The following is a 26471-nucleotide window of genomic DNA, read 5'->3' as shown; positions in this document are numbered from 1 at the left end:
CTAGAAACCACATTGTACCGGGGTTCCCCCGGTTGGTTACCCCGCTTCCGCCCCCGCCCCAAGTAAAATGTGCCAACTCCTAGGAATGAACTGCGCCGCGCCGACGGACGTCACATTCTCCTTCACAGGTTTCGCGGCCCGGGGCGGCCTCACCGATCACCATGCCGACGGCTGGGGAATCGCGTTCTTCGAGGACAAGGCCTGTCGCCTCTTCATCGACCAGCAGGCGTCGGCCACGTCGCCGATCGCCGAAATGGTGAAGCGCTACCCGATCAAGTCGAAGAACACGATCGCGCACATCCGCAAGGCCACGCAGGGTCACATCCTGCTCGAGAACAGCCACCCGTTCATGCGCGAGCTGTGGGGGCGGCACTGGATCTTCGCGCATAACGGCGATCTGCAGGACTACGAACCCGATCTCGACGGCAGCGTCTACCATCCGGTCGGCACGACCGACAGCGAGAAGGCGTTCTGCGTGCTGATGCAGGGGCTGCGCGAAGCGTTCCCCGGCGCGCAGCCGCCGTTGCCGGAGCTGTTCGAGCGCGTCGGCGAGCTGACGCGCGGCATTACCGATCACGGCGTGTTCAACTTCCTGATGTCGAACGGCCAGGCGCTCTTCGCCCACTGCTCGACGCGGCTGCACTACCTCGTGCGGCGCTGGCCGTTCTCGACCGCGCATCTGGTCGACGAAGACCTGTCGATCGACTTCGCGAAATACACGACGCCCGAGGATCGCGTCGCGGTGATCGCCACGCAGCCGCTGACCGACAACGAAATCTGGACGTCGTTCGAACCGGGCGAGCTGATCATGTTCCAGTGCGGCGACGTCGCCGCGCGGATGCAGATTCCGGTGCCCGAGCGCGTGCTCGAGAAGCTGCGCAACCCGGCGCTCGACGCATCGGCGTCCGCGCCGTGCGGCGGTGTGATTCGCGAAGCGCTGACGGCCGGCGCCGCGGACGACGGCGACGACGCGATCGATTTCTGAGCCGCGCGCGCTCGCGCACCCTGCTTCCGTTGCCGTCGCGACGCGACGGCGTGATCGCCGGTCACGCCGGCTTGCCATGACCGATTATCCGCGCCCGAATCCGGGCCCGTGCACTCTCGCGGAAAATCGCGCCGCTTTTCCATCCGCACTCCGGTTTTCGTTTGATCCGAACCACAATTCCGCGCATCGAGCCGCCCTCGCGCAACATTCACTTGATTTTATTAACGTCCAAGCGAAAATAATACATACGCGAAACAAATAAATATCTGCACTCACAATTACATAATCCGGAATCCGCATTTTATCGCGGCAATTTTCCGCGAACAGTGCGGCAGGCCACCGACGCACGGCATAAACATGCGCCCCTCAAAATCAAACAAACCCTTACCCCACAAGGCTTTCAGTTCGATTAACCACGCAATCGAAAAATACCGAATGAAATCGGCATTATCACCACATTCGTTATTTTTTTGATAATCGACCGCCAACTCCATCAGTAGACTCGCCCCATCCCCGGTGTAACGGATCACGATTGGCGCGACATCCGCAATGCGGCAACCGCCGCCGCACGCCCATTCGAGCCATTTTCCCGCCGTGGAATGCGCTTTCACCGCACCGCGGTGGACACCACTTCAAAAAAGAGAGAGGGGCTTGTCGTGAATCACTCATTTCGATCGATATGGAGCGAAGCCGCCGGCTGCTGGGTGGCGGTCGCGGAAACGGCCCGGGCGCGCGGCAAGCGTTCGGGCAGCGAATCGGGCGCAAGCCGCCGTGCCGGCCGCATGGCGGCCCGCCGCTCGCCGCTGCGTGTCGCCGCGCTCGGCGCGGCACTGGCCGCGCTGTCGGCCGGCTCCGCGTACGCATCGACGTGCGGCGACGGCTCCGCGGTCACGAACGGCGGCGCTTGCGCGCTCGGCAGCTACAGCCCGACCGCAAACGACAACCTGGCCGGCGCCATGACCGTGTCGGGCGGCGACACGGTCGGCGTGACGGGTGCATGGACGAGCGCCGCCGGCGACCCCGGCTATACGCTCACGCCGATCGGCAATACGTCGATCGTGTCGGGCAACCCGAACCAGCCGCTGCTGTCGCTCGGCGGCAAGACGCAGAGCGTCAGCACGCCCGACTCCATCACGGGCACCCATACTTCGATCGCCACGTACGACTCGTCCGCGTTCGCCGCGTCGACGGCGGGCGCGACCAACGTGCCCGTCTACCAGGACGTGAACGGCAACCAGTACGTGAACCTTCGGCTCGGCACCGTCGACAGCACCGGCGGCACGCTGAACGTGTCGATCGGCAATCCGGCGAACGCGCCCGGCGCGGCCGGCAACGCGATCTCGATCGCGCCGAAGCAGACCGACCTGACCTTCGCGGACGGCACCGGCTCGGCAAAAAGCGTCGTCAGCTGGAATTCGCGCAACCAGATCTGGCTCGGCACCGGCGACTATCTCGCGAGCGGCGGCGCCGTCGGCCAGGTCCAGCTCGACGTGCCGACCTATGCGGGCACCTTCACCGCGTTCGACGGCAGCACGTGGACCGTGAGCGACGCCGCGTCGCTCGCCGCGTACAACGACTTCCTCGCGCGCTCCGTGCGCAGCGGCGCGCTCGGCTCGCAAGCGGCGTACGACACCGCGTTCGGCCAGGCCGTCACCTTCACGCAGGAAACCTTCCAGTACGCGAACAACGTGTCGGCCGGCGACAAGAACACGCTGCCGATCGACCATCTGTCGGTGATGCACGGCACGGGCGCGAACGCGACGCTCCAGATCGGCAAGGATGGCCAGATCGACTTCCGCGGCACCAACACGATCGAATCGAGTTCGGCCGTCCTCGCGGAAAACGGCGCGCACTTCGTCAACGACGGCCGCCTGTCCGGCGACTTCACGCTGGTGCGCCTGCTCTCCGGCGCGAGCGGCGTCAACAACGGGGTGATCTCGGCCGGCTACGCGTCCGGCGACAACGTCGATACGAGCAGCAGCACGCCGCCCGACAACTTCGGGTTCCACGCGTACACCGAGGGCAACGGCGTCTATGCAAGCGGCCCGGGCACGACGTTCGTGAACAACGGCGTGATGAACGTCGGCGCCTGGACGCTCGACGGCAACCGCCCCGACCTGCAGAACTACGCGGTGGCCGTGACGGGCGGCGCGAACGCGTCGAACGCCGGCACGATCAACGTCGGCGTCAACGCGACGACGCTCGACAGCCAGGTGATCGGCGGCTTCGCGGCCGGCGGCACCTTCACCAACGAGGCCGGCGGCACGATCCAGCTCGGCCGCGCGGCCCAGTACGCGCCCGGCGCGGCGGCGAACGACGTCGCGCTGTCCGCGCGCGCGTACGGGATCCTGCTCGGCGCGTCGGGCACCGCCAGCAACCTCGGCTCGATCGTGATCGGCTCACAGACGCAGAACGGTGCGGGGATGGCAAGCCTCGGCTCGTCGTCCGGCACGCTGCGCAACGCGGGCTCGATCGTCGTGAACGGCGCGGCGCCCGGCACGCCGCTCGCGAACGTCGGCATGCTCGCGGCCAACACGGCCGCGACCGTCACCAACACGGGCACGATCGCGCTGAACGGCGTGAACGGGATCGGCATCATGGTGGTCGGCACCTCGACGGCGACGGCCGCGACGTCGACCGGCACGATCAACGTGGCCGGCGGGCTCGATCCGGCATCGGACACGCGCAACTACGGCGTGTGGGCCGAAGGATCGCGCGCGCAGGCCACGGTCGACGGTGCGCTCAACCTGACGGGCAACGGCGCGATCGGCGTCCATGCGCGCTCGGGCGCGACCATCGACGTCGGCGCGAACGCGGTGCCCCGCTTCATGTCGGGCACGAACCAGATCGGCTTCTATGCGTATGGCGCGGGCTCGAGAATCAACGTCGCCGCGCAGCACCTGAGCGTCGATACCGACGATTCGACGCTGTTCCGGATCGCGGGCGGCGCGGCCTATACGGGCGCATCGGCCGCCGGCACGCTGACGACGGACGTGACCGGCCAGCGTGCGCGCGGCGTGCTCGCGACCGGCGCCGGCACGACGCTGTCGACCGGCAACGCCACCTACAACGTCAACGGCGCGAACGGCATCGCGGTGGCGGTCGAAGGCGGCGCGCAGGGCTCGATCGACGCCGGCGCGACGATCAACCTGAATGCGGCCGGCGCGATGGCGGGTGTCGTCGACGGCCAGGCGCACGACCTCGCCGGCGCGAATGCCGGCGCGCCGGTCGCGACGACACTGGCCAACGCTGCCGCGGTCACCTCGTCGAGCGCGGGCGTGACAGGTTTCGTCGCGCGCAATCTCGGCACGCTCGAGAACCGCGGCCCGGTGTTGCTGACCGGCGCCGGTTCGACGGGCGTCGTGATCGGCCCGCTCGGCACGGTGAACAACGCGTCGGCGATCCGCGTGTCGAACGGCACCGGTGCGCTCGTGCAGGGCGCGTCGGCAACGCTCGCCAACGCGGGCACGATCGAGGCCGACGACGGCGTCGCGGGCGTGCACCTGACCGGCGCGGGCGCGTCGGTCGCGCTGTCGGACGCGCCGTCGGGCGCGGGCACGGTCGTCGCCAACGGCAGCGCCGACGGCGTGCGGGTCGATTCGAGCGTCGCGGACGGCGGGATCGCGGCTGGCGCGACGTCGATCGCGGTGGGCGGCGCCGGCAAGGGCATCGACAACCTCGGCACGAACACCACGATCGCGCTGTCGGGCACGCAGATCGGCACGACCGGCAACGGCGCCGACGGGCTGTCGTCGACGGGCGCCGGCGCGCGCATCGCGACGGATGCGGCGACCGTCGTGCGCACCGCCGGCGACACCGCACGCGGCCTCGTGGTGGCGGGCGCGGATTCGACGCTCGCGGCCAACGGCACGACGGTCGCGACGACGGGCGCCGGCGCGCACGCGATCGTCGCGGGCAGCGGCGCGAGCGCGTGGCTGTCGGGCGCGAAGGTTTCCACGGCCGGTGCGGCGGCCGACGGCCTCGTCGCGCAGAACGGCGGCCGCATCGGCGACACGGGTTCGTCGATCGCGAGCGCGGCCGGCAACGGCGCGAACGTCGACGGCGGCGTGCTCGCGCTGACCGGCACGACGCTCAAGGGCGCGACCGCCGGCGTGCTGAGCACCGACACGCTCGCGTCCGGCGCGACGAGCACGGTGCTCGTCGACGGCGGCAGCGTCGCGTCCGTCGCCGGGCCGGCGTTCGCCGCACGCGGCGGTACGGTCGACATCGCGGTGCGCAACGGCACCGTCGTGACGGCCGGCAACGGCACGCTGCTGGACCTCGCGAACGGCAGCACGGCGACTTTCAACGCATCGGCCGTGAGTCTCACCGGCGACATCGTGTCGGACGCGTCGAGCACCGGCAACGTACTCCTGGCGAACGGCACGACGCTCACCGGCAAGATCGACCCGGTCGCGCTGACCGTCGACGGCACGAGCACGTGGCGCATGACCGACAGCTCCGTGCTGAGCAGCCTGAACAACGCGGGCCTGGTTGCATTCGCCGCACCGTCCGGCGCGCCGACGGCGGCAGGCAGCTACCGGACGCTGACGACCGGCAGCTACGTCGGCTACGGCGGCACGATCGCGCTGAACACCTACCTCGGCGCGGATGCGTCGCCGACCGACCGGCTGATCGTGAACGGCGGCACCGCGAGCGGCACGACGGGGCTGAAGATCGCGAACACGGCCGGCACCGGCGCGCAGACGACCGGCGACGGGATTCCAGTGGTCGTCACGGCCAACGGCGGCACGACCGCCGCGTCGGCGTTCCATCTCGCGGGGCCGGTGCAGGCCGGCGCGTACGAATACCGGCTCTATCGCGGCGGACAGAGCGATGCGAACGGCTGGTACCTGCGCTCGCAACTCGACCCGACCGATCCTGACGATTCGATTCATCCGTCCGGCAACGGGAACGCCAATGGCAATGGCAATGGCAACGGCAACGGCAACGGCGGCACTCTCGCGTACCGCCCGGGCGTCACAGGCTATGCGATGACGCCGCTGCTGAACGCCGACTATGGCTTCTCCACGCTCGGCAAGCTGCACGAACGCGTCGGCGACATCGACAACCTCGAGAAGCAGGCGCCGGGCAATCGCGACGGCGTGTGGGGCCGCATTGGCGGACAGAGCCTCGATGCGAACGCGGGCCGCTTCGCGGCCGACGAGCGCACGTTCTTCGCGCAGTTCGGCAAGGACTGGACGCTCGAGCAGGCTGCGGCCGGCGGCAGCACACATGCGGGCGTGACGGCGAGCATCGGCGTCGCGAACGCGAGCTTCGACGATATGGCCCGTGCCGATACGCCGGGCCTGTCGACGTCGACCGGCTCGGTCGAGATGCACGCGCAGAGCGTCGGCGGCTACTGGACGCGCTACCTGGCCGACGGCACCTACTTCGACAGCGTCGGCCAGGTCACTCACTACGGCAACCGCTATCGCGATAGCTACGGCAACGACGCATCGCAGAACGGCTTCGGCATCGCGCTGTCACAGGAAGTCGGCAAGCCGTTCGTGATCGGCGGCACGCCGATCGCGGTCGAGCCGCAGGCGCAGCTGATGTACCAGTACCTGAAACTGAACGGGTTCAACGACAACGTATCGGCCGTATCGGGCACCACGACGAACGCGTTGCGCGGGCGCGTCGGCGTGCGGATCTTCCGGCCGAACCTCGACGCGAACGCGGGCGGCGGCGCCGCGACGCCGTACTTCACGGCCGACGTGCTGCACGACTTCCTGTCGCCGGGCCAGACGGTCGTCGGCGGCACGCCGTTCGCGACGCACCTCGGCCGCACCTGGTACGAGCTGGGGCTTGGCGTGACCGCGGGCTTCGGCAAGTCGGGCGAGCTGTACGCGAACGTGAAATATGCGCGCAACCTCGGTGGCGATTACCGGCGCGGCGTCACCGGGCAGGCCGGTTACCGCTACAGCTGGTAACGCGCGACGCGAAGCCATCCGGCGGCCGACGAAAAAAAACCGCCCGGCGTTCGGCCGGGCGGTTTTCCGCATTCGCGCACACAAGGCGCGCGATGCACGGACGCTCAGTGCAGGATTTTCGCGAGGAAGTCCTTCGCGCGATCCGACCGCGGATTCGAGAAGAAATCGTCCTTGCGGTCGTCCTCGACGATCGCGCCCTTGTCCATGAAGATCACGCGATGGGCGACCTTCTTCGCGAAGCCCATTTCGTGCGTGACGACCATCATCGTCATCCCTTCCTGCGCGAGCTCGACCATCACGTCGAGCACTTCGTTGATCATCTCCGGATCGAGCGCGGACGTCGGTTCGTCGAACAGCATCGCGATCGGGTCCATCGACAGCGCACGCGCGATCGCGACCCGCTGCTGCTGGCCGCCCGACAGTTGCCCCGGAAACTTGTGCGCATGCGCCTTCAGGCCGACGCGATCGAGCAGCTTCATGCCCTTGTCGTTCGCTTCGTCCTTGCCGCGGCCGAGCACCTTGATCTGCGCGAGCGTCAGGTTCTCGGTGATCGACAGGTGCGGGAACAGTTCGAAATGCTGGAACACCATCCCGACCTTCGAGCGCAGCTTCGACAGGTTCGTCTTGCGGTCGCCGACCGACTGACCGTTCACGAGGATCTCGCCCTGCTGAAACGGCTCGAGGCCGTTGACGGTCTTGATCAGCGTCGACTTGCCCGAGCCCGACGGACCGCACACGACGACCACTTCGCCCTTGTTCACCTCGGTCGTGCAATCGGTGAGGACCTGAAACTGGCCGTACCACTTCGAAACGTTCTTGATGGAAATCATCTTGTGACCTTTTTCTGGAGACCTTTGACGAGGGCAGACGCCACCGAGCAAATCACGAAATAGCATGCACCCGCGAACAGGACCATCTCGACGGTCGTGCCGTCGCGATCGCCGACGTTGGCGGCCGTGCGGAAGAAGTCCGCGAGACTGATCACGTACACGAGCGACGTATCCTGGAACAGGACGATCGCCTGCGTGAGCAGCAGCGGCACCATCGCGCGGAACGCCTGCGGCAGGATCACGAGGCGCATCGCGTGCGCGTAGTTCATGCCGAGCGCGAACGCGGCGTTCATCTGCCCGCGCGGCACCGCCTGGATGCCGGCACGGATGATCTCGGAATAATACGCGGCTTCGAACAGCGAGAACGCGACCATCGCCGACGCAAGCCGGATGTCGATCGTCGGCGACAGCCCGAGCACGCCCTGCAGCACCTGCGGCACGATCAGGAAGAACCACAGCAGCACCATCACGAGCGGGATCGAGCGGAACACCGTCACGTACGCTTTCGCGAACCACGCGAGCGGCTTCACGCCGGACAGCCGCATCAGCGCCAGCAGCGTGCCCCAGACGATGCCGACGACGATCGCGATCAGCGTGATCTTGAACGTGACGATCGCGCCGGACCACAGCGTCGGCATCGCGCCGGGAATACTACTCCAGTCGAACTGATGCATCACTTGCCTCCGATGTAGCCGGGCAGCCGCGTACGGCCTTCGATCCAGCGCATGAACGACATCACGACGAGGTTGATGACCACGTACGCGAGCGTCACCGCGATGAACGACTCGTAGGTCTGCGCGGTGTAGTCGACGAGCTGGCGCGCCTGCGCGGACAGGTCGAGCAGGCCGATCGTCGACGCGACGGCGGAGTTCTTGAAGATGTTCAGGAACTCGGACGTGAGCGGCGGCACGATGATCCGGTAGGCAACCGGCAGCAGCACGTAGCGGTACGTCTGCCATTGCGTGAAGCCCATCGCGAGGCCGGCCGCGCGCTGCCCCTTCGGCAGCGCGTTGATGCCCGAGCGCACCTGTTCGCACACGCGCGCACCGGTGAACAGGCCGAGACAGACGATCGATGCGGTGAAGAACTGCGTGGTCGGCGGCAGTTGCTTGATCCAGGTGCCGACCGACGCGGGCAGCAGCTCGGGCACGACGAGGTACCAGATGAAGAACTGCACGATCAGCGGGATGTTCCGGAAGATCGACACGTAGACGGTGCCGATCGCGGACAGCCATTTGTTCGGCACCGTGCGCAGCACGCCGAACAGCGAACCGACGATCAGCGCGATGACCCAGGCGACGAGCGACACTTCGATCGTCACCCAGAAGCCCGACATCAGCCATCCGAAATAAGTCGTCGGCTCGCCGGTCGAGACGGGGCTCAGGAAGATGCCCCAGTTCCAGTGGTAAGACATAGGCAAGACTCCAGCAAAAAGAAACGGAAGAAGCGTGGCCTCTTCCGTTTCAGTAGCGTCATTACTGCGTCAACGTCCGTGTGGTCAGTCGAGCGCCTTGTCGTTCGGGTTCGCGTACAGCTTCTTCATCGAATCGGACAGCGGGAAGTTCAGGTTCAGCCCCTTCGGCGGAATCGGGCTCTCGAACCACTTCGCGTAGATCTTCGCGGCTTCGCCCGACTTCTCGACTTGCGAGATCGCGTCGTCGACCACCTTCTTGAAGTCGGCATCGCCCTTGCGCATCATGCAGCCGTAAGCCTCTTCCGATTGCGGCGTGCCGACGATCACCCACTCGCCCGGCTGCTTCGCCTTCGCGCGCTCGCCCGCGAGCAGCGCGTCGTCCATCATGAACGCGACCGCGCGGCCCGACTCGAGCGTGTTGAACGAGTCGCCGTGGTCCTTCGCGCTGATGATGTTCATGCCGAGCTGCTTGTCGTTGTTCATCTTGCGCAGCAGGCGCTCGGACGTCGTGCCGGCGGTGGTCACGACCGTCTTGCCCTTCAGGTCGGCGAAGTCCTTCACGCCCGAATCCTTCTTCGTCATCAGGCGCGTGCCGATCACGAAGATCGTGTCGGAGAACGCGGCTTGCTGCTGACGCTCGGTGTTGTTGGTCGTCGAGCCGCACTCGATGTCGACCGTGCCGTTCTGCACGAGCGGGATGCGGTTCTGCGACGTGACCGGGATGTTCTTGACCTGCAGGTTCGGCAGGCTCAGCTTCTTCTTCACCGCGTCCACGACCTTCATCTGGAATTCGCGCGAATAGCCGACGACCTGCTGGCTCTGGTCATAGTAGGAGAACGGGATCGACGATTCGCGGTGCCCCAGCGCGATCACGCCCGTGTCCTTGATCTTCTTCAGCGTGCCGGTCTCCTGTGCATGCGCGCCGCTCGCGAACGCGCAGAGCGCCGCGACCATCAGGACTGCCTTGTGGTATTTCATTTTGGTCATCTCCTTTGCTAAAACCCGCGCCAGTGTATCAAAGTAATATTTTTGAAAGAACTGGTTGTTTACCGCACTACGAATCGCCCTGTACGAAGCCTTCCTCCCGGCTTCGGGCGCGCTTGTGACGCATGAATGCACGCGCGGGCGGTGCCGGATTCGGCACCGCCCGCGAGGGATCATGCACGCAATCGGTGGATTGCGTCACGCTGTGATCGTAGTCAACCGATCGCCGATCGGCAATGGCCGATCAGGGGTACAGGCCGCGCATTTCGCGCGCCATCAGGATGCGCTTGCACGCGACGATGAACGCCGCCGTACGCACCGACACCTTGTGCTCTTCCGCAACCGCCCACACGCCGGCGAACGCTTCGCGCATCACGCGCTCGAGACGGTGGTTGATCTCGTCTTCCGTCCAGAAGAAGCTCGAGAAGTCCTGCACCCACTCGAAGTACGACACGGTCACGCCGCCCGCATTCGCGATCACGTCCGGGATCACGAGCACGCCGTTCGCGCTCAGGATGTCGTCGGCCGCCGTCGTCGTCGGGCCGTTCGCGCCTTCGACGATGATCTTCGTGCGGATCTTCGATGCGTTCTTCTCGGTGATCTGGTTTTCCAGTGCCGCCGGGATCAGGATGTCGGTTTCGACCGTCCAGAACTCGTCGTTCGGCATCGGCTCGGCGCCTTCGAAGCCCGCGACGCCGCCCGTGCGTGCCACGTGGTCGAGCAGCTTGTTCGAATCGAGGCCGGCCGGCCGGTAGATCGTGCCCGTGTGATCCTGCACCGCGATCACCTTCGCACCCGCTTCCTGGAACAGCTTCGCCGCGATGCCGCCGACGTTGCCGAAGCCCTGCACCGCGATGCGCGCGCCTTCGATTTCCAGGCCCTTCTTCTTCGCCGCTTCGCAGCCGACGACGAACACGCCGCGGCCCGTCGCTTCCTTGCGGCCGAGCGAACCGCCGAGCGAGATCGGCTTGCCGGTCACGACGCCGGTCGACGTCTGGCCCTGGTTCATCGAGTAGGTATCCATCATCCACGCCATCACCTGTTCGTTGGTGTTGACGTCCGGCGCCGGAATGTCGGTGTTCGGCCCGATGATGATGCCGATTTCGCTGGTGTAGCGACGCGTCACGCGCTCGAGCTCACCGCGCGAGAGCTTGCGCGGGTCGACGCGGATGCCGCCCTTCGCGCCGCCGTACGGCACGTTCACGGCCGCGTTCTTCACCGACATCCATGCGGACAGCGCCATCACTTCCGACAGCGTCACGTCCTGGTGGTAACGCACGCCGCCCTTGCCCGGACCGCGCGACACGTTGTGCTGCACGCGATAGCCTTCGAAGTGCGCGACGGTGCCGTTGTCGAGCTCGATGGGGCAGTCGACGATCAGGATGCGCTTCGGACGCTTCAGCGTTTCGAGCCAGCGCGACAGCGAACCGAGGTACGGTGCGACGCGATCGACCTGCTGAAGGTAGTTGCCCCACGGGCCGAGATCGTCGGCGTGCAGGTAGGACGGGATGGACTGCAGTTGCGAAGACATGGATGCTCCAACGTTCAACGGATTGCGCACATTGTCGAAAAACCCATTTTTTTTATCCAATGCCGTTTGCTTATTCGATTATGCGTTTCTTGCATGATCGGGATTTTTCGCAAATCCATGGTCGATTTGCGCAAGAACGCCCGCGATCGGCCGTGCATCGCGTTGTGCGAAAAATCGTGGGTGCATTACGCCGGACGCCCGCCGGGCAGCCGTCCGACAGGCGCGGCAAGCTCGTCGTCAGCCGCGCGCGGCCGTGCTCGATTCCATCATTCGGCCGTGTCGCGCAATTCGTCGCGCACGACTTCCCACAACGCGCGCACCAGTTTCTGGCGCGGATCGTCGCCCTGCAGCGCGAGCTTGTCGCAGTACAGGCGAATCTCCATCGTCAGCGTGTACGGGTGCGTGCCGCCGCGCGCGGAACGGTCGAGCCGGATCAGCCGGCCGCCGGCCACCGCGTCCTCGACCGCGCTGTGCGGCAGGAACGCGACGCCGTGGCCGGCGAGCGCCATCGCCTTCAGCCCTTCGGCCATGTCGGTTTCGTAGACGCGATCGAGGAACAGCCGCGTCGGTGCGTTCGCAACGATGACTTCGGTCATCCGGCCGAGATACGCGTTCGGCGTATACGACAGGTACGGCACGCGCGCATCGGCCGTGCCCGGCAGCGTGTAGCGCGGCCGGCCGGCCCGACCCGGCGCCGAGAACGCGCTGATCGGCTCGCTGCCGAGGACCAGCATGTCGTAGCGCGCCGGGTCGAGCGCGACCGGGTGGCTCGGGTGGTGGTAGCCCATCACGAGATCGCAGCCGCCCTCGACGAGCGACAACACGGCATCGTGCACGTTCAGCGCGCGCAGCCGCGTGTGGACCGGCCCCATCTTCGCCTCGATCCGCTGCAGCCAGCGCGGGAAATACGTGAGTGACAGCGTGTGCGGCACCGCGAACTCGATCGTCGGCACCGGCGCGCCGACGTGGCCGCGCAGCAGCGTGCGCGCCTCGTGCGCCTGCGACAGCATCGTCAGGGCCTGCTCGTAGAAGATCTGGCCGGCCTGCGTGAGCCGCGTCGGATAGACCGAACGATCGATCAGCTCGGTCGCGAGCCATGCTTCCAGTGCCTGGATGCGCCGCGAGAACGCGGGCTGCGACACGTGCCGCAGTTCGGCGGAGCGGCTAAAGCTGCGCGTTTCCGCGAGCGAGACGAAGTCTTCGAGCCATTTCAGTTCCATGCAGGCGGGCGCGGCGGGCGGCGGTCGGGAAGAAGCCTGCATTCTACCGGCGGGCGGGTGTGGGCCGGCGGGGTGGCCGGCGGGGTGGTCGACGGTGGGGTCGTTGGGGGGCGATGGTGTGACAGGCGGGCCCGGCGAGCCGGCCGGGCGCCCGCCGCCAGGCCGGATGCGCAATGGCCGGCCGCCGGGTGGCACCGATTGCCCGTGGCGGGGAGCGGCCGGACCGGTTCGGCCGGAATCGACCCGCGCCAATGGTAAAATGCCGAATTCTCCTCCCCCTCGTTCGCCCCGGCTCCAAGGCCCCGCCCGATCATGTCCGACACTCGTCCCGATACGCTTTTCGCCCTCACCGCGCTCTCGCCCATCGACGGCCGCTACGCCAGCAAGACCGAAGCGCTGCGCGACTGGCTCTCCGAAGCCGCCTTCATGCGCCACCGCGTCACCGTCGAGGTGCACTGGCTGATCGCGCTGTCGCGCGCCGGCTTCGCGGAAGTGCCGCGCTTCTCCGACGCATCCGAACAATTCCTGCTGCAGCTCGCCGAGCGCTTCACCGCGCACGACGCCGCGCGCATCAAGGAAATCGAGCGCGTGACGAACCACGACGTGAAGGCCGTCGAATACTGGCTGAAGGAATCGGTCAAGGGCCAGGCCGAGCTCGAAAAGGCCAGCGAATTCATCCACTTCGCGTGCACGTCCGAAGACATCAACAACACGTCGCACGGGATGATGCTCGCCGGCGCGCGCGAGCACGTGATCCTGCCGGCGCTGCGCACGGTCCATCAGCGCCTCGTCGCGCTGTCGCACGCCCACGCCGAGCAGCCGATGCTGTCGCGCACGCACGGCCAGCCGGCCAGCCCGACGACGCTCGGCAAGGAACTCGCGAACGTCGCCGCGCGGCTCGCGCGCGCGATCGCGCGCATCGAGAAGGTCGAGATCCTCGGCAAGATGAACGGCGCGGTCGGCAACTTCAACGCGCATCTCTCGGCGTATCCGGAATTCGACTGGGAAGCGTTCTCGCGCGACGTGATCGAAAACCGCCTGAAGCTGACGTTCAACCCGTACACGATCCAGATCGAGCCGCACGACTACATGGCCGAGCTGTTCGACGCGGTCGCTCGCGCGAACACGATCCTGCTCGACCTCGACCGCGACGTGTGGGGCTACATCTCGGTCGGCTACTTCAAGCAGAAGACGAAGGCCGGCGAGATCGGCTCGTCGACGATGCCGCACAAGGTCAACCCGATCGATTTCGAGAACTCGGAAGGCAACCTCGGCCTCGCGAACGCGACGCTGCGCCACCTCGCCGACAAGCTGCCGGTGTCGCGCTGGCAGCGTGACCTGACCGACTCGACGGTGCTGCGCAACATGGGCGTCGCGCTCGGCTACTCGCTGCTCGCGTACGACTCGCTGATCCGCGGCCTCGACAAGCTCGAAGTGAACCCGCAGCGCCTGAACGAAGATCTCGACAACTGCTGGGAAGTGCTCGCAGAGCCGGTGCAGACGGTCATGCGCCGCTATGGCATCGAGAACCCGTACGAGCAGCTGAAGGAACTGACGCGCGGCAAGGGCATCACGCGCGAAGCGCTGCAGGAATTCGTCGGCACGCTGGCGATCCCGCAGGACGCGAAGGATCGCCTGCTCGCGATGACGCCTGCGTCGTACATCGGCAAGGCCGTCGAACTGGCGAAGCGGATCGCGTAAGCGCCGCCGTCGCCGGACGGAAAAAAAGCCCGATGCGAGCAAGTTCGCATCGGGCTTTTTCGTTGGCGGCCGGCGCGCTCGGCGCGTCGGAACACCGGTGCCTCAGAACGAGATCATCCGCCCCGGATTCAGCGCGCTCATCACGCTCATCGCCGCTTTCGCGGCCGGAATCGCGATCGGCGACAACTGCCGGCCGAGCGGAATCTCGCGATGGTCGATGCCGGTCAGCATCGAGAAGTCGTCGTTGCGTCCGACGAAGTCGTCGCAAATCGCCTTGCCGATCCGCACCGTCTGCGCGACGCCGTGCCCGCTCCAGCCCTGCACCATGTACATCGGCACGCGGCCGTCGGTCTTGCGGCTGTCGGTCGCGCCGTTCAGCGTGAAGTCGCTGACGCCGCTCCAGCAGTAGTCGAGCGCGAAGCGGCCGTCGTGCTGCGGAAACACCGTGTTCAGCCGCGTCAGCAGATACGCGTTGACGTCCTGCTGCGCCCAGCACGAGCCGGTGCCCTGCCCGCCGAACAGCAGCCGGTTGCCGCGCACCGGCCGGTAGTAGTCGATCTGGAACTGCGTGTCGTACACCGGCATGCCGGCCGGCATCAGCGTCGCGACATCGACGTCGAGCGGCGCCGTCACGCTCACGTACGTGAAGAACGGCACGGTTGTCGCGCCGCCGTCATCCAGCAGCCGGAACGTCGTGTTGTGCAGCGCGAGCACGACGCCGCGACGCGCGGTGATCGTGCCGCCCGGCGTCGTCGCGACGACGCCCGCGGGCGTTTCGTCGAGCTCGAGCACCTCGGTGCCCTCGTACAGCGCGCCGCCGTTCAACTGGAAGCCATGCACGAGGCCGCGCACCAGCGCGAGCGGATGAAGCTGCCCGCCGAGCGCGTCGATCGCCGCGCCGTGATACAGGCCCGAGCGCACGTATTCGTCGTGCAGCTGATGGCGGCCGACGAGCGTCACGCCGGCGTCGCCGAGATGGCGGCGGGCGTCCGCGCCGTCGAGCAGCGCGCTCATGTGGCCCGGGTGGACCGCCGCCGTCACGTGGCCGTTCTTGCGATCGAGGTCGAGCGCGTAACGCGCGCCGATTTCATCGATCAGGTCCATCGATTCGGTCGACGCGAAGCGCCACAGCCGCTTCGCGTCGTCGTGCGACAGGTAGTCGATCATGTCGGCGGCTTCCCAGCGCGCGAGGCCCGGCGTGAGCTGGCCGCCGTTGCGGCCCGACGCCGCGGAGCCGACGTGATGCTTGTCGACGAGGATCGTGTCGACCCCCGCTTCCGCGAGATGCAGCGCGGCCGATGCGCCGAGCAGACCCGAGCCGATCACCAGCACGTCGCACACGGCGTCGTGCGCGAGCGGCGCACTGTTTTCATGGCGCGACAGCGACGCCTCGTACCAGTTGGCCGGACGCTCGCCGTCGTAGCGGGACGGCTCGCACCAGTTCCAGTTGTCCTTTTCGATGTTCAGTTGCGTCTGGTCGAAACGCGATTCGCCCTGGATCAGGGGTTTGTTGTAGGTCGTCATGATTGCACTTGCATGGTCTTGGGCCGCCTGTCGAAGGGCCGTGAGGCTTCGCGGGTGGGGCAGCCGGTTCCACTTGGGTGTCAACGAGATAAAGGGCGCGATGGCCCGTGTTGACGGCAGACACGTGTGTCTGCCTGGATCCCGGGACTGTGCGAAAGCACGTATTGAAAGGTGCCGGGACACCCAATTTCTACACCGCAGAAATAATTCTACAGCGTAGAATATGCTTTCGTCAAGCTGACAGTCGCACGCCACCTCCACTCCCATGAAAGACAAACCCGCCCAAGGCCCGCGCGGCCTCGACAAGGACGCGATCGTCGCGGCCGCGCTCGCGCTGCTCGAAGAGGTCGGCGAAGCCGCGTTCAGCGTGCGCAAGCTCGCGCAGTCGGTCGGTTGCGACCCGATGAGCGTTCTGTATCACTTCAAGTCGAAGGACGGCCTGACCCGTGCGATCGCGAATGCGCTGTCGCGCTCGTTGGTACCGGTCGACGACACGCTGCCGTGGCGCGACCGCCTGCGCGATCTCGCGCGCCAGTACCGCGCGCTCGCGCTGCGCTACCCGGCCGCGTTCGCACTGCTGCAGCGGCATATGAGCACGGGGCCGGCCGATCTCGCGCACATCGAGGCCGTGCATCGCGCACTGGCCGACGCGGGCATCGCGCGCACCGCACTGCCGGCCGTGTGCGTCGGCTGGTATGCGAGCGTGATCGGGCTCGCCGCCGCCGAGGCCGGCGGCCTCACGCGGCCCGCGAACGACGTCGAGCTCGCGGAAATGGATGCGCTGTCCGATACCGCGCATCCGCTCGTCAAATCGGCCGCGCCGCTCTATGCGCGGCTCGATCCGGCCGTGGTGCATGACACGATGCTCGACGTGCTGCTCGACGGCATCGCGCGGTATGCACACGCAGCCTGACCGGCGCGCGCCGCGAACGAAAAAGGCGCCCGAAGGCGCCTTTTTCATGACGATTGCGGCAAACCGCGCTCAGTGCTGCTGCGCGAAGCCGATCTTCACCATCACTTCATCGACGATCTGTTCGGGCGTCAACTCGATGCTGACCTCGATCGCTTCGTCCGGGCCCGGCTCCTCGAGCGTGTCGAGCTGGCTCTTCAGCAGCGACGGATCGAAGAAATGGCCGGTGCGGCTCTTCAGGCGCTCCTGCAATACCTCGAACGAACCCTTCAGATACACGAACCGCACGTCGGTGTCGGTGCCGCGCAACACGTCGCGGTACGACCGCTTCAGCGACGAGCACGTGAACACGGCCGTCTCGCCGGCGCGCTGCTTTTCCTCGATGGCCGCGCGGATCGTGCGCAGCCACGGCCAGCGGTCGTCGTCGGTCAGCGGAATGCCGTGATGCATCTTTTCCTTGTTCGCCGCGCTGTGAAACGCGTCGCCATCGGTATAGCTGCACGACAGGCGTTCCGCCAGCATTTCGCCGATTCGCGACTTGCCCGCGCCCGACACGCCCATTGCGATCAGAATCATTGACTACCCCTTTGTTACAGAACCAGGCTCAGCAGCAGCGTGAAGCTAAGACCGAGCACCGAGATGATGGTTTCAAGCAGCGACCAGGTCTTGAACGTCTGACCGACCGTCATCCCGAAGTATTCCTTGATCAGCCAGAAGCCGCCGTCGTTTACGTGCGAGAAGATCAGCGAGCCCGAGCCCGTCGCGAGCACCAGCAGCTCCGGGCTGACCGCCGCGCCGGACGCCGCCGCGATCGGCGCGACGATGCCGCAGGCCGTCGTCATCGCGACCGTCGCCGAACCCGTCGCGAGACGCATCAGCGCCGCGACGAACCAGCCGAGCAGCAGCGGCGACAGATGCGCGTGCTTCGCGGTCTCGACGATCTGCTGCGAGATCCCGCTGTCGCGCAGGACGCCGCCGAAGCCGCCGCCCGCACCGACGATCAGCGTGATGCCGGCGATCGGTGCCAGACACTCGCCGCAGAACTTCTGGATCTGGTCGCGGTTGAAGCCCTGCAGCTTGCCGAACGTGAAGAAGCTCACCAGCACGGCGATCAGCAGCGCGACGTCGGAGTTGCCGGCAAAGCGCAGCAGGTTGTTCGGCAGCGACTTCGGCGCGAACACCAGGTCGGCCCAGCTGCCGACCAGCATCAGCACGACGGGCAGCAGGATCGTGAACAGCGTGATGCCGAAGCTCGGCAGTTCGCGCTTGCGACCCTCCGTGTGCGTATCGACGAACTGCGCCGCGAGCGGATTGTTTTCCGGCAGCTTCACGAACTTCGAGATCGCCAGCGCGAACAGCGGACCGGCGATGATCGCGGTCGGCACGCCGACGATCAGGCCGAATGCGATCGTCTTGCCGATATCGGCGCCGTATTGCTGAACGGCCAGCAGCGCGGCCGGGTGCGGCGGGATCAGCCCGTGCACGACGGACAGGCCGGCCACCATCGGCAGGCCGACGACGAGCAGCGACTTGCCGGTGCGCTTCGCGACGTTGAACGCGATCGGGATCAGCAGCACGAAGCCGACTTCGAAGAACACCGGCAGGCCGACGATGATCGCGACGAACATCATCGCCCAGTGGATGTTCTTTTCACCGAACCAGTCGATCAGCGTGGTCGCGATCCGTTCGGCGCCGCCCGATTCGGCCATCATCTTGCCGAGCATCGTGCCGAGGCCGACGACGATCGCGATGTGGCCGAGCGTGCCGCCGGTGCCCGTTTCGAACGACTTGACGATCTTGTCCATCGGCATGCCGACGACGAGACCGAGGCCCAGCGAAACGATGATCAGCACCAGGAACGGGTAGATCTTGTAGCGCGCGATCATCAGGATCAGCGCGGCGATCGCGATCAGCGTGAATACGAGCAGCATGCTGCCTTGGACAGCCCCCATGTGGCACTCCTCCTAGAATTTGTTCGAACCGGGCGAGGTGTTGCGAGTATGCCCGGCTATGCAGGTCTCCGAAACACGGGGGTACCCCCCGTGAGGACGCTGAATTTTACTTATCTTTGCGACCCACGGATAGAACCGGTTCCATCAGCAAAAACCCTCGGTAAAACAAGCACTAAGCGCTTGCTTACCGAGGGCCAAACGATCATTTCGTACAAGTCTTAACGGGGGAGCTGGCTCGCTGCTTGCGCGAGGCGCGTGACCTCGGCCCAGTCCTGCGCGGCGAGCGCGGCTTTCGGCGTGAGCCACGAGCCGCCGACGCACACGACGTTCGGAAGCTTCAGGAAACTCGGCGCGCTTTCGGCCGTGATGCCGCCCGTCGGGCAGAACTTCAGCGCCGGGAACGGGCCGTGGAACGCCTGCAGCATCGGCACGCCGCCGGCCTGCTGCGCGGGGAAGAACTTGACGATCTCGTAGCCGAATTCGAGCGCCTGGATGATGTCGCTCGGCGTCATCACGCCCGGCAGCAGCGGCAGGTCCGCGTCGAGCGACGCGAGGTGCAGGTCCTTCGTCAGGCCCGGCGACACGCCGAACTTCGCGCCCGCGCGCTTCGCCTGCGCGCAGTGCTCGGGCTTCGTGATCGTGCCGACGCCGACGACGATGTCCTCCGCGAGCTGGCTCGCGCGCTGAATCGCCTCCAGGCCCGCCGGCGTGCGCAGCGTGATCTCGAGCACCTTGACGCCGCCCGCGTGCAACGCGCGGGACACGTGTTCACCCTGCTCGACCGAGTCGAATGCGAGCACCGGAATGACCGGGCCCAGCTTCACGATTTCGCCAATCCTCTTCATTGATGACACTCCTTGAAATTCATGCAGCGACGCCGACGGCCGTTTCACCGACCAGCGTCCCGAAAACCGATGCGCCCTGCTCGGCCGGTGCGGCCGCCGCGCGGAACACGCCGAACAATTCGCGCCCGAAACCCGTCTCGTTGTCGGCCTGGTGCAGCGGCTGCGCGACCGCGCGCGCTTGCCACTCGGCCTCGTCGACCTCGATGTCGAGGATGCCGGCTTCCGCGTCGATCACGAGCGTGTCGCCCGTCTGCACCTTGCCGAGCGGGCCGGCCAGCAGCGCTTCCGGCGATACGTGGATCACCGCCGGCACCTTGCCCGATGCGCCGGACATGCGGCCGTCGGTGACGAGCGCGACGTGGAAGCCCTGATCCTGCAGCACGCCGAGCAGCGGCGTCAAACGATGCAGTTCGGGCATCCCGTTCGCGCGCGCGCCCTGGAAGCGCACGACCGCGACGAAATCGCGCTTCAGCTCGCCGCGATCGAATGCCGCCTGCACGGCTTCCTGCGAATCGAACACGATCGCGGGCGCCGTCACCTTGCGGTGCTCGGGCGCGACCGCCGAAATCTTGATCACGCCGCGGCCGAGCCGGCCCTGCATCAGGCGCAGGCCGCCGTCCGGCTGGAACGGCTCGCGAATGCCGCGCAGCACCTTCGTGTCGTGGCTCTCGGCCGTGCCGTCGACCCACGTCAGCTTGCCGTCGATCAGCTTCGGCTCCTTCGTATAGTGGGACAGGCCCTTGCCCGCGACCGTCGTCACGTCTTCGTGCAGCAGCCCGCCTTCAAGCAGGTTGCGCACCAGGAACGCAACGCCACCCGCCGCGTGGAAATGGTTCACGTCCGCCTTGCCGTTCGGGTAGATCTTCGCAAGCAGCGGCACGACGGCCGACAGCTCGTCGAAATCGTTCCAGTCGATCAGCACGCCGGCCGCACGCGCGATCGCGACGAGGTGCAGCGTGTGGTTGGTCGAGCCGCCCGTCGCGAGCAGCGCGACGATCCCGTTGACGATCGCCTTCTCGTCGATCACATGGCCGATCGGCGTGTACTGGCCACGCTCGACCGTCAGGTCGAGCACGCGGCGCGCGGCCTCGGCGGTCAGTGCGTCGCGCAGCGGCGTGTGCGGATGGACGAACGCCGAGCCCGGCAGGTGCAGGCCCATCAGCTCCATCAGCATCTGGTTGCTGTTCGCGGTGCCGTAGAACGTGCAGGTGCCGTGGCCGTGATACGCGGCCGATTCGGCTTCGAGCAGCGCGTCGCGGCCGACCTGGCCCGTCGCGAACTGCTGGCGGATCTTCGCCTTGTCGTCGTTCGACAGGCCGCTCGTCATCGGGCCGGCCGGCACGAAGATGGTCGGCAGGTGGCCGAACTGCAGCGCGCCGATCAGCAGGCCCGGCACGATCTTGTCGCAGATGCCGAGGCAGAGCGCCGCGTCGAACATGTTGTGCGTGAGCGCGATCGCCGTGCCCATCGCGATCGCCTCGCGCGAGAACAGCGACAGCTCCATCCCGGGGTTGCCCTGCGTGACGCCGTCGCACATCGCCGGCACGCCGCCGGCGAACTGCGCGACGCCGCCGTTCTCGCGCGCGGCGGCCTTGATGATGTCGGGGAAATCCTTGTACGGTGCGTGCGCGGACAGCATCTCGTTGTACGAGGACACGATGCCGATGTTCGGCTCGCGGATCGCCTTGATCTGGAACTTGTCGCTGCCTTCGAGACCCGCGAAGCCGTGCGCGAGGTTCGCGCACGACAGCGCGCCGCGCGCCGGGAACTTGCCTTGCGCGCCGTCGATGCGCTGCAGATAGGCGGAACGGGTCGATTGGCTGCGGGCGATCACGCGTTCGGTGACTTTCGCCAGAGTGGGGTGCAGCGACGTCATGCTGGGCGCTCCTGTATGCCGGACGACACCGGCGGTTGGAATCGTGGGGACGGTCGAGTACGTCGAACGAACGAAGCAAGTCTAGTAGAAAAACTACATAGACGCAATGCAGATCAACCGGCGTGCAACCCACATTCCCGCCACCAGTAAGGCTTTACCTAGTGAAAACCCTAATTCACCACCTCAACCGAGGCAGAAATTACCGGCATTGGAGCTAGCATTTTTATGTAGATTTTCTACAATTCGATTGCGATACACTCCGTACCCGAACCCTATTTCCATCCGCCGCCCCCATGCTGCCTCGCATTGAAGCGATCCGCGCCGAACTGCGCCCGTCCGAGCGCAAGCTCGCCGACTACATCCTCGCCGCGCCGCGCGAGGTGCTCGACCTCGCGATGACCGAGCTGTCGACCCGCGCGGGCGTGAGCCAACCGACCATCGCGCGCTTCTGCCAGGCGCTCGGCTGCAGCGGCTTTCGCGAATTCAAGATCCGCCTCGCGCAGAGCGTGGCCCCCGGCGTGTCGTCGGTGTATCGCGACGTCGAGCCCGACGAACCCGCGCCCGGCATCATCGGCAAGGTGTTCGACCGTACGATCGGGGCGCTCATCGAGGTGCGCAACAGCCTGTCGGCCGGCAGCGTCGCCGACGCGATCTCGCTGCTGTCGAACGCGTCGCGCATCGAGTTCTACGGCGCCGGCGGCTCGGGCATCGCCGCGCAGGACATCCAGCACAAGTTCTTCCGGCTCGGCGTGCCGAGCGTCGCGTATTCGGACCCGCACACGTTCTCGATGTCGTCGGCGCTGCTCGGGCCGCACGACGTCGTCGTCGCGATCTCGAACACCGGCCGCACGCGCGACATCGTCGATGCCGCGCGCTCCGCGCTCGCGTGCGGCGCGAAGGTCGTCGCGATCACGCAGAGCCATTCGCCGCTCGCGAAACTCGCGACGGTGAGCCTCGCGTCGAACGTGGCCGAGGAAACCGACGTGTTCTCGCCGATGACGTCGCGGATGTCGCACCTCGCGATCGGCGACATCCTCGCGGTCGGCGTCGCGCTGTCGCGCGGGCCCGCACTCATGGAGCGCGTCGGCCGCGCGAAGGAGGCGATCACGCGCCGCCGGATCGACGACCCGACGAAGGATTGACGCGCACGACGCGCATATGAAAACGGCGCCCCGAGGGGCGCCGTGTTTTCATGTGTGCGTCGATCGACCGCCGGCGTGCTCGTCGGAAGAGCCGCCGGAAGGGTTCAGAACGGCTTGATCACGGCCAGCGCGACCGCGGCGAGCATGCCGAGCACCGGCAGCTCGTTGAACACGCGATACCACTTGTCGGTGCGGCGGTTCTCGCCGCGCTCGAACACGCGCAGCAGGTGCCCGCAATACGCGTGGTAGATGACGAGCAGCACCACCACCGTCACCTTCGCGTGGATCCAGCCCTCCCCCTGGCCGATGCCGATCACGAGCCAGAGCCACAGCCCGCATGCGAGCGCCGGCACCGCGATCATCGTCATGAAGCGGAACAGCTTGCGCGCCATCAGCAGCAGGCGCCGCACCGCGGCCGGATCGGTCTCCATGGCCAGGTTCACGTAGATGCGCGGCAGGTAGAACAGCCCCGCGAACCACGCGGCGATCAGAACGATATGGAACGTCTTGACCCAGAGCATTGCCATCGGTTGTGCGCCTCGCTTTACTGACGGCCTTCGCCGTGCCCGAGCACGACGTACTTCAGCGACGTGAGCCCTTCCAGGCCGACGGGGCCGCGTGCGTGCAGCTTGTCGTTCGAGATGCCGATTTCGGCGCCGAGGCCGAATTCGAAGCCGTCCGCGAAGCGCGTCGACGCGTTGACCATCACGCTGGCCGAATCGACCTCGCGCAGGAAGCGCATCGCGCGGTCGTGATCCTCGGTGACGATCGCATCGGTGTGATGCGAACCATAGTGATTGATGTGCTCGATCGCGGCGTCGAGGCCGTCGACGACCTTGATCGCGAGCACCGGCGCGAGATATTCGGTGTGCCAGTCTTCGTCGGTCGCGTCGACGAGCGGGCCGACGCCCGCCTCGGCGAGCACCGCGCGCGCGTCCGCATCGACGCGCAGCTCGACCTGCTTGTCGCGATACAGCTTGCCGAGCGGCGGCAGCAGCGTCGCCGCGATGCCGCTCGCCACGAGCAGCGTTTCCATCGTGTTGCAGGTGCCGTAGCGGTGCGTCTTCGCGTTGTCGCACACGGTCAGCGCCTTCGCGAGATCGGCGCGATCGTCGACATACACGTGGCAGATGCCGTCGAGGTGCTTGATCATCGGCACGCGCGCCTCGTTGATCAGGCGCTCGATCAGGCTCTTGCCGCCGCGCGGCACGATCACGTCGACGTAGTCGGTCATCGTGATCAGCTTGCCGACCGCGGCGCGATCGGCGGTCGCGACGACCTGCACGGCATCCTGCGGCAGCCCGGCCGCCTCGAGCCCTTCGCCGATCAGCTTCGCGAGCGCCGCGTTCGATTCGAGCGCCTCGGAGCCGCCGCGCAGGATCGTCGCGTTGCCCGACTTCAGGCACAGCGCGGCCGCGTCGATCGTCACGTTCGGGCGCGACTCGTAGATGATGCCGATCACGCCGAGCGGCACGCGCATCTGGCCGACCTGGATCCCGCTCGGGCGGTACTTGAGGTTGCCGATCTCGCCGATCGGATCGGCCAGCGACGCGACCTGGCGCAGGCCTTCGACCATCGTCTTCAGCGCGTTGTCGGACAGCGTCAGCCGATCGATGAACGCCGCGTCGAGCCCCTTTTCGCGGGCACGGGCGACGTCGCGTGCATTCGCATCCTTCAGCGCCTGCGCGTCGCGCTCGATCGCGCGGGCCACGGCGTCGAGCGCCGCGTTCTTCGCGGCCGTGCTGGCGCGCGCCATCGCGCGGGAAGCGTGCCGGGCACGGCGGCCCAGGTCCGTCATGTACTGGTCGATATCCATCGTGTGACTCGAGAAGCGAGCCGCTTGGCGCGGCGTGAATTCGTGGGGAAGCGTGAGGCGCGGCGGCAGGCCCGTCGCGCCGGCTTATCGAAATATTGTAAGCGGGTTGCGATGCGTGCGCTGAAGGCCCGGCTTAACGCCGCACGCGACCCGCGGGCGGCGGTCGCTCGCCGCGGGCGCCCGCCACAGTCATCGCGAGCTGGAACAGGCCGTCCCACGGGTCGGGCGGCGGATCGTCCTGCGAGCGGCGGCCCGGCGTGATCGCCGACAGCCCCTTCACCTGCCGGTCGAGCTTCGCGGCAAACGCGAGCGCCTTCTCGAGCACGGGTTCCGACACGCGGTTCAGCGCGGGGCCGATCAGCCGCTCGCGCGGGCCCCACACGCGGTTCTCGCGCAGCAGCGTGGCGAGCGGCTTGCCGGCCGTCGTGCCGCGCTTGATCCGCAGCAGCGTGCGCAATTCCTCGACGACGGCCCACATCACGAGCACGATCGCCTCGCCCTCGCCCTTCAGCCCGTCGATCATCCGCGCGAGCCGCGCGGCGTCACCCGCGAGCATCGCCTCGTTCAGCTTGAACACGTCGTAGCGCGCGACGTTCAGCACCGCGTCGTGCACCTGCTCGAACGACAGCACGCCCTGCGGATAGAGCAGCCCGAGCTTCTGGATTTCCTGATGCGCGGCGAGCAGGTTGCCCTCGACGCGCTCCGCGATGAACTGCAGCGCGCGCCGCCCGTCGTCGCCGGGCGCGACGCGCTGGCCCTGCATCGACAGACGCTGGCCGATCCAGTTCGGCAGCTGCGCGCGCTCGACCGGATCGATCTTCAGCGCGACGCCGCCGTTCTGCAGCGCGGTAAACCACGCGGATTTCTGCGTTGCCGCATCGAGGCGCGGCAACGTCACGAGCATCAGCGCGTCGGGGTTGGGGGTCGCCGCGAGCGTCTTCAGCGCGTCCGCGCCTTCCTTGCCGGGCTTGCCCGACGGAATGCGCAGCTCGATCAGTTGGCGCTCGCCGAACAGCGACATTGCCTGGGTCGCGCCGAGCAGCACGCTCCAGTCGAAGCCGCGCTCGACCGTATGCACCGAACGCTCGGTGAAGCCGGCCGCGCGCGCGGCCGCACGAATGCGGTCGCACGCTTCCTGCGCGAGCAGCGGCTCGTCGCCGTAGACGGTGTAGAGCCCTGCCATCCCCTTCGCGAGGTGCGGCTCCAGCGCATCAAGTCGCAATTGCATCGGTGCGTGCGCCGGCGATCACAGCGGCGGCGGCGGCAGCGGCGCGCGCGGCGCGACGCCCGGCACCACGTCCTCCGGCGCCGGCGTCAGCGAGTGGACGATCGCGAGACGGCGCATCAGCTGGTCGACCGCGTCGTTCTGCATGTCGGCGTACAGAATCTCGGCTTCCTGCGCCTTCGCGTTGGTGTACTGATCGCTGTACGTCATCGCGCGGTTCAGCGCGATCGCGCTCGGCGGGATCAGCAGCGTGCCGTCCTGGCTCGTCAGCGTGAAGTTCAACGTGTAGTAGAGCGCATATTCCTGCGCGGAGCCGTACTTGTTGAGCGTCAGCGTGTTCTGCCCGCGCGACTCCGACATGCGCAGCACCGCATCGGCTTCGTCCATCGACTTGACGATCTTCGTGTCGCTGCCGGCCTCGACGAGGCGCACGAGCCGCGCCTCGACGGGCGCCGGCGCGCCGGCCACCAGCAGGCGCTTGAACGCGTAGTCCTGCCGGCCGCGCAACTGGAAACCGCATGCCGACAGCGCGACCGCGCTGCCGACGAGCCCCAAAAACGATCTGCGGATCACCTTCGCTCCT

Annotated in this window: 21 protein-coding genes; 5 read left to right on the top strand and 16 right to left on the bottom strand. The window is 67.0% G+C overall.

All coding sequences use genetic code 11. The features are described from left to right. Positions 1–67 precede the first annotated feature (67 nt). A complete protein-coding gene (locus tag FFI87_RS03235; RefSeq protein ID WP_041489761.1) occupies positions 68–985 on the top strand; it encodes a class II glutamine amidotransferase in 918 nt (305 codons plus the stop codon). Between the two features lie 278 nt (positions 986–1263). On the opposite strand, the gene FFI87_RS03230 is transcribed toward FFI87_RS03235, so the two are convergent. Next, positions 1264–1596 (bottom strand): hypothetical protein, encoded by a 333-nt coding sequence (locus FFI87_RS03230; RefSeq protein ID WP_138848241.1) that lies wholly within the window; start codon positions 1594–1596, stop codon positions 1264–1266. Positions 1597–1641: 45 nt separating this feature from the next. Here FFI87_RS03230 and FFI87_RS03225 point away from each other — a divergent pair, with 45 nt between their 5' ends. After that, positions 1642–6918, top strand: coding sequence for an autotransporter outer membrane beta-barrel domain-containing protein (locus tag FFI87_RS03225; protein WP_138848242.1), 5277 nt, complete (start codon positions 1642–1644; stop codon positions 6916–6918). Between the two features lie 104 nt (positions 6919–7022). On the opposite strand, the gene FFI87_RS03220 is transcribed toward FFI87_RS03225, so the two are convergent. From FFI87_RS03220 to FFI87_RS03195, 6 genes are all read right to left on the bottom strand, one after another. Continuing rightward, positions 7023–7748, bottom strand: coding sequence for an amino acid ABC transporter ATP-binding protein (locus FFI87_RS03220; protein ID WP_011655974.1), 726 nt, complete (start codon positions 7746–7748; stop codon positions 7023–7025). Continuing rightward, positions 7745–8422, bottom strand: a complete 678-nt coding sequence (gltK, locus tag FFI87_RS03215; RefSeq protein WP_011655973.1) for a glutamate/aspartate ABC transporter permease GltK — start codon at positions 8420–8422, stop codon at positions 7745–7747. The genes FFI87_RS03220 and gltK overlap by 4 nt, the downstream gene beginning before the upstream one ends. Then, complete coding sequence (locus FFI87_RS03210; protein WP_012363094.1) at positions 8422–9162, bottom strand: amino acid ABC transporter permease; 741 nt, start codon at positions 9160–9162, stop codon at positions 8422–8424. The genes gltK and FFI87_RS03210 overlap by 1 nt, the downstream gene beginning before the upstream one ends. Positions 9163–9246: 84 nt before the next feature. Beyond that, entirely contained in the window at positions 9247–10140 is an 894-nt protein-coding gene (locus FFI87_RS03205) for a glutamate/aspartate ABC transporter substrate-binding protein (RefSeq protein WP_186381714.1), read from the bottom strand. A 250-nt stretch (positions 10141–10390) separates the two neighbouring features. Beyond that, complete coding sequence (locus FFI87_RS03200) at positions 10391–11677, bottom strand: Glu/Leu/Phe/Val family dehydrogenase (RefSeq protein ID WP_012363092.1); 1287 nt, start codon at positions 11675–11677, stop codon at positions 10391–10393. A 266-nt stretch (positions 11678–11943) separates the two neighbouring features. Beyond that, complete coding sequence (locus FFI87_RS03195) at positions 11944–12897, bottom strand: LysR substrate-binding domain-containing protein (RefSeq protein ID WP_012363091.1); 954 nt, start codon at positions 12895–12897, stop codon at positions 11944–11946. Between the two features lie 312 nt (positions 12898–13209). Here FFI87_RS03195 and purB point away from each other — a divergent pair, with 312 nt between their 5' ends. After that, positions 13210–14598 (top strand): adenylosuccinate lyase, encoded by a 1389-nt coding sequence (gene purB, locus FFI87_RS03190; RefSeq protein ID WP_105834726.1) that lies wholly within the window; start codon positions 13210–13212, stop codon positions 14596–14598. Positions 14599–14700: 102 nt separating this feature from the next. Here purB and FFI87_RS03185 read toward each other — a convergent pair whose 3' ends face one another. Beyond that, on the bottom strand, positions 14701–16122 hold the full coding sequence (locus FFI87_RS03185) for an NAD(P)/FAD-dependent oxidoreductase (RefSeq protein ID WP_138848244.1): 1422 nt from the start codon (positions 16120–16122) through the stop codon (positions 14701–14703). A 265-nt stretch (positions 16123–16387) separates the two neighbouring features. On the opposite strand from FFI87_RS03185, the gene FFI87_RS03180 reads away from it, so the two are divergent. Beyond that, a complete protein-coding gene (locus FFI87_RS03180) occupies positions 16388–17035 on the top strand; it encodes a TetR/AcrR family transcriptional regulator (protein ID WP_012363088.1) in 648 nt (215 codons plus the stop codon). 69 nt (positions 17036–17104) lie between these two features. Here the strand turns inward: FFI87_RS03180 and FFI87_RS03175 are convergent, their stop codons facing one another. The 4 genes from FFI87_RS03175 to edd all read right to left on the bottom strand — a co-directional run bounded on the left by FFI87_RS03175 (position 17105) and on the right by edd (position 21705). Beyond that, complete coding sequence (locus FFI87_RS03175) at positions 17105–17608, bottom strand: gluconokinase (RefSeq protein WP_006753807.1); 504 nt, start codon at positions 17606–17608, stop codon at positions 17105–17107. A gap of 14 nt (positions 17609–17622) precedes the next feature. Next, complete coding sequence (locus FFI87_RS03170) at positions 17623–18984, bottom strand: GntP family permease (RefSeq protein WP_011655965.1); 1362 nt, start codon at positions 18982–18984, stop codon at positions 17623–17625. A 218-nt stretch (positions 18985–19202) separates the two neighbouring features. Next, positions 19203–19829 carry a bifunctional 4-hydroxy-2-oxoglutarate aldolase/2-dehydro-3-deoxy-phosphogluconate aldolase gene (eda, locus tag FFI87_RS03160; protein WP_138848246.1) on the bottom strand — a complete coding sequence of 209 codons (627 nt, stop codon included), beginning with the start codon at positions 19827–19829 and terminating at the stop codon, positions 19203–19205. Between the two features lie 19 nt (positions 19830–19848). Beyond that, a complete protein-coding gene (gene edd / locus FFI87_RS03155) occupies positions 19849–21705 on the bottom strand; it encodes a phosphogluconate dehydratase (protein WP_138848247.1) in 1857 nt (618 codons plus the stop codon). A 293-nt stretch (positions 21706–21998) separates the two neighbouring features. Between edd and FFI87_RS03150 the strand changes: the two genes are divergently transcribed. Beyond that, complete coding sequence (locus FFI87_RS03150) at positions 21999–22847, top strand: MurR/RpiR family transcriptional regulator (protein WP_006760214.1); 849 nt, start codon at positions 21999–22001, stop codon at positions 22845–22847. Positions 22848–22951: 104 nt separating this feature from the next. Here the strand turns inward: FFI87_RS03150 and FFI87_RS03145 are convergent, their stop codons facing one another. The 4 genes from FFI87_RS03145 to lptE all read right to left on the bottom strand — a co-directional run bounded on the left by FFI87_RS03145 (position 22952) and on the right by lptE (position 26461). Beyond that, on the bottom strand, positions 22952–23374 hold the full coding sequence (locus tag FFI87_RS03145; protein WP_012363086.1) for a CopD family protein: 423 nt from the start codon (positions 23372–23374) through the stop codon (positions 22952–22954). Between the two features lie 17 nt (positions 23375–23391). After that, positions 23392–24663: a glutamate-5-semialdehyde dehydrogenase gene (locus FFI87_RS03140; protein ID WP_138848248.1), complete on the bottom strand. Its 1272-nt coding sequence runs from the start codon at positions 24661–24663 to the stop codon at positions 23392–23394. A 133-nt stretch (positions 24664–24796) separates the two neighbouring features. Then, positions 24797–25891, bottom strand: coding sequence for a DNA polymerase III subunit delta (gene holA, locus FFI87_RS03135; RefSeq protein WP_011655960.1), 1095 nt, complete (start codon positions 25889–25891; stop codon positions 24797–24799). An 18-nt stretch (positions 25892–25909) separates the two neighbouring features. Then, positions 25910–26461 (bottom strand): LPS assembly lipoprotein LptE, encoded by a 552-nt coding sequence (lptE, locus tag FFI87_RS03130; RefSeq protein ID WP_011655959.1) that lies wholly within the window; start codon positions 26459–26461, stop codon positions 25910–25912. Positions 26462–26471: the final 10 nt, after the last annotated feature.

Origin of the sequence: Burkholderia sp. KBS0801 (assembly GCF_005937855.2) — a bacterium.
GTDB classification, from domain to species: Bacteria; Pseudomonadota; Gammaproteobacteria; order Burkholderiales; family Burkholderiaceae; genus Burkholderia; species Burkholderia ambifaria.
The sequence above is the reverse complement of the archived record's forward strand: the minus strand, read 5'-3'. Positions and strand labels throughout refer to the sequence as shown.

Excerpts from the sequence above, each read along its gene's own strand:
- holA (WP_011655960.1), bottom strand. The coding sequence starts at position 25,891 with ATGCAATTGCGACTTGATGCGCTGGAGCCGCACCTCGCGAAGGGGATG.
- FFI87_RS03140 (WP_138848248.1), bottom strand. The coding sequence starts at position 24,663 with ATGGATATCGACCAGTACATGACGGACCTGGGCCGCCGTGCCCGGCAC.
- FFI87_RS03150 (WP_006760214.1), top strand. The coding sequence starts at position 21,999 with ATGCTGCCTCGCATTGAAGCGATCCGCGCCGAACTGCGCCCGTCCGAG.
- FFI87_RS03205 (WP_186381714.1), bottom strand. The coding sequence starts at position 10,140 with ATGAAATACCACAAGGCAGTCCTGATGGTCGCGGCGCTCTGCGCGTTC.
- FFI87_RS03210 (WP_012363094.1), bottom strand. The coding sequence starts at position 9,162 with ATGTCTTACCACTGGAACTGGGGCATCTTCCTGAGCCCCGTCTCGACC.
- FFI87_RS03195 (WP_012363091.1), bottom strand. The coding sequence starts at position 12,897 with ATGGAACTGAAATGGCTCGAAGACTTCGTCTCGCTCGCGGAAACGCGC.
- FFI87_RS03170 (WP_011655965.1), bottom strand. The coding sequence starts at position 18,984 with ATGGGGGCTGTCCAAGGCAGCATGCTGCTCGTATTCACGCTGATCGCG.
- FFI87_RS03235 (WP_041489761.1), top strand. The coding sequence starts at position 68 with ATGTGCCAACTCCTAGGAATGAACTGCGCCGCGCCGACGGACGTCACA.
- eda (WP_138848246.1), bottom strand. The coding sequence starts at position 19,829 with ATGAAGAGGATTGGCGAAATCGTGAAGCTGGGCCCGGTCATTCCGGTG.
- FFI87_RS03145 (WP_012363086.1), bottom strand. The coding sequence starts at position 23,374 with ATGGCAATGCTCTGGGTCAAGACGTTCCATATCGTTCTGATCGCCGCG.
- FFI87_RS03180 (WP_012363088.1), top strand. The coding sequence starts at position 16,388 with ATGAAAGACAAACCCGCCCAAGGCCCGCGCGGCCTCGACAAGGACGCG.
- FFI87_RS03185 (WP_138848244.1), bottom strand. The coding sequence starts at position 16,122 with ATGACGACCTACAACAAACCCCTGATCCAGGGCGAATCGCGTTTCGAC.
- FFI87_RS03220 (WP_011655974.1), bottom strand. The coding sequence starts at position 7,748 with ATGATTTCCATCAAGAACGTTTCGAAGTGGTACGGCCAGTTTCAGGTC.
- gltK (WP_011655973.1), bottom strand. The coding sequence starts at position 8,422 with ATGCATCAGTTCGACTGGAGTAGTATTCCCGGCGCGATGCCGACGCTG.
- FFI87_RS03175 (WP_006753807.1), bottom strand. The coding sequence starts at position 17,608 with ATGATTCTGATCGCAATGGGCGTGTCGGGCGCGGGCAAGTCGCGAATC.
- FFI87_RS03200 (WP_012363092.1), bottom strand. The coding sequence starts at position 11,677 with ATGTCTTCGCAACTGCAGTCCATCCCGTCCTACCTGCACGCCGACGAT.
- edd (WP_138848247.1), bottom strand. The coding sequence starts at position 21,705 with ATGACGTCGCTGCACCCCACTCTGGCGAAAGTCACCGAACGCGTGATC.
- purB (WP_105834726.1), top strand. The coding sequence starts at position 13,210 with ATGTCCGACACTCGTCCCGATACGCTTTTCGCCCTCACCGCGCTCTCG.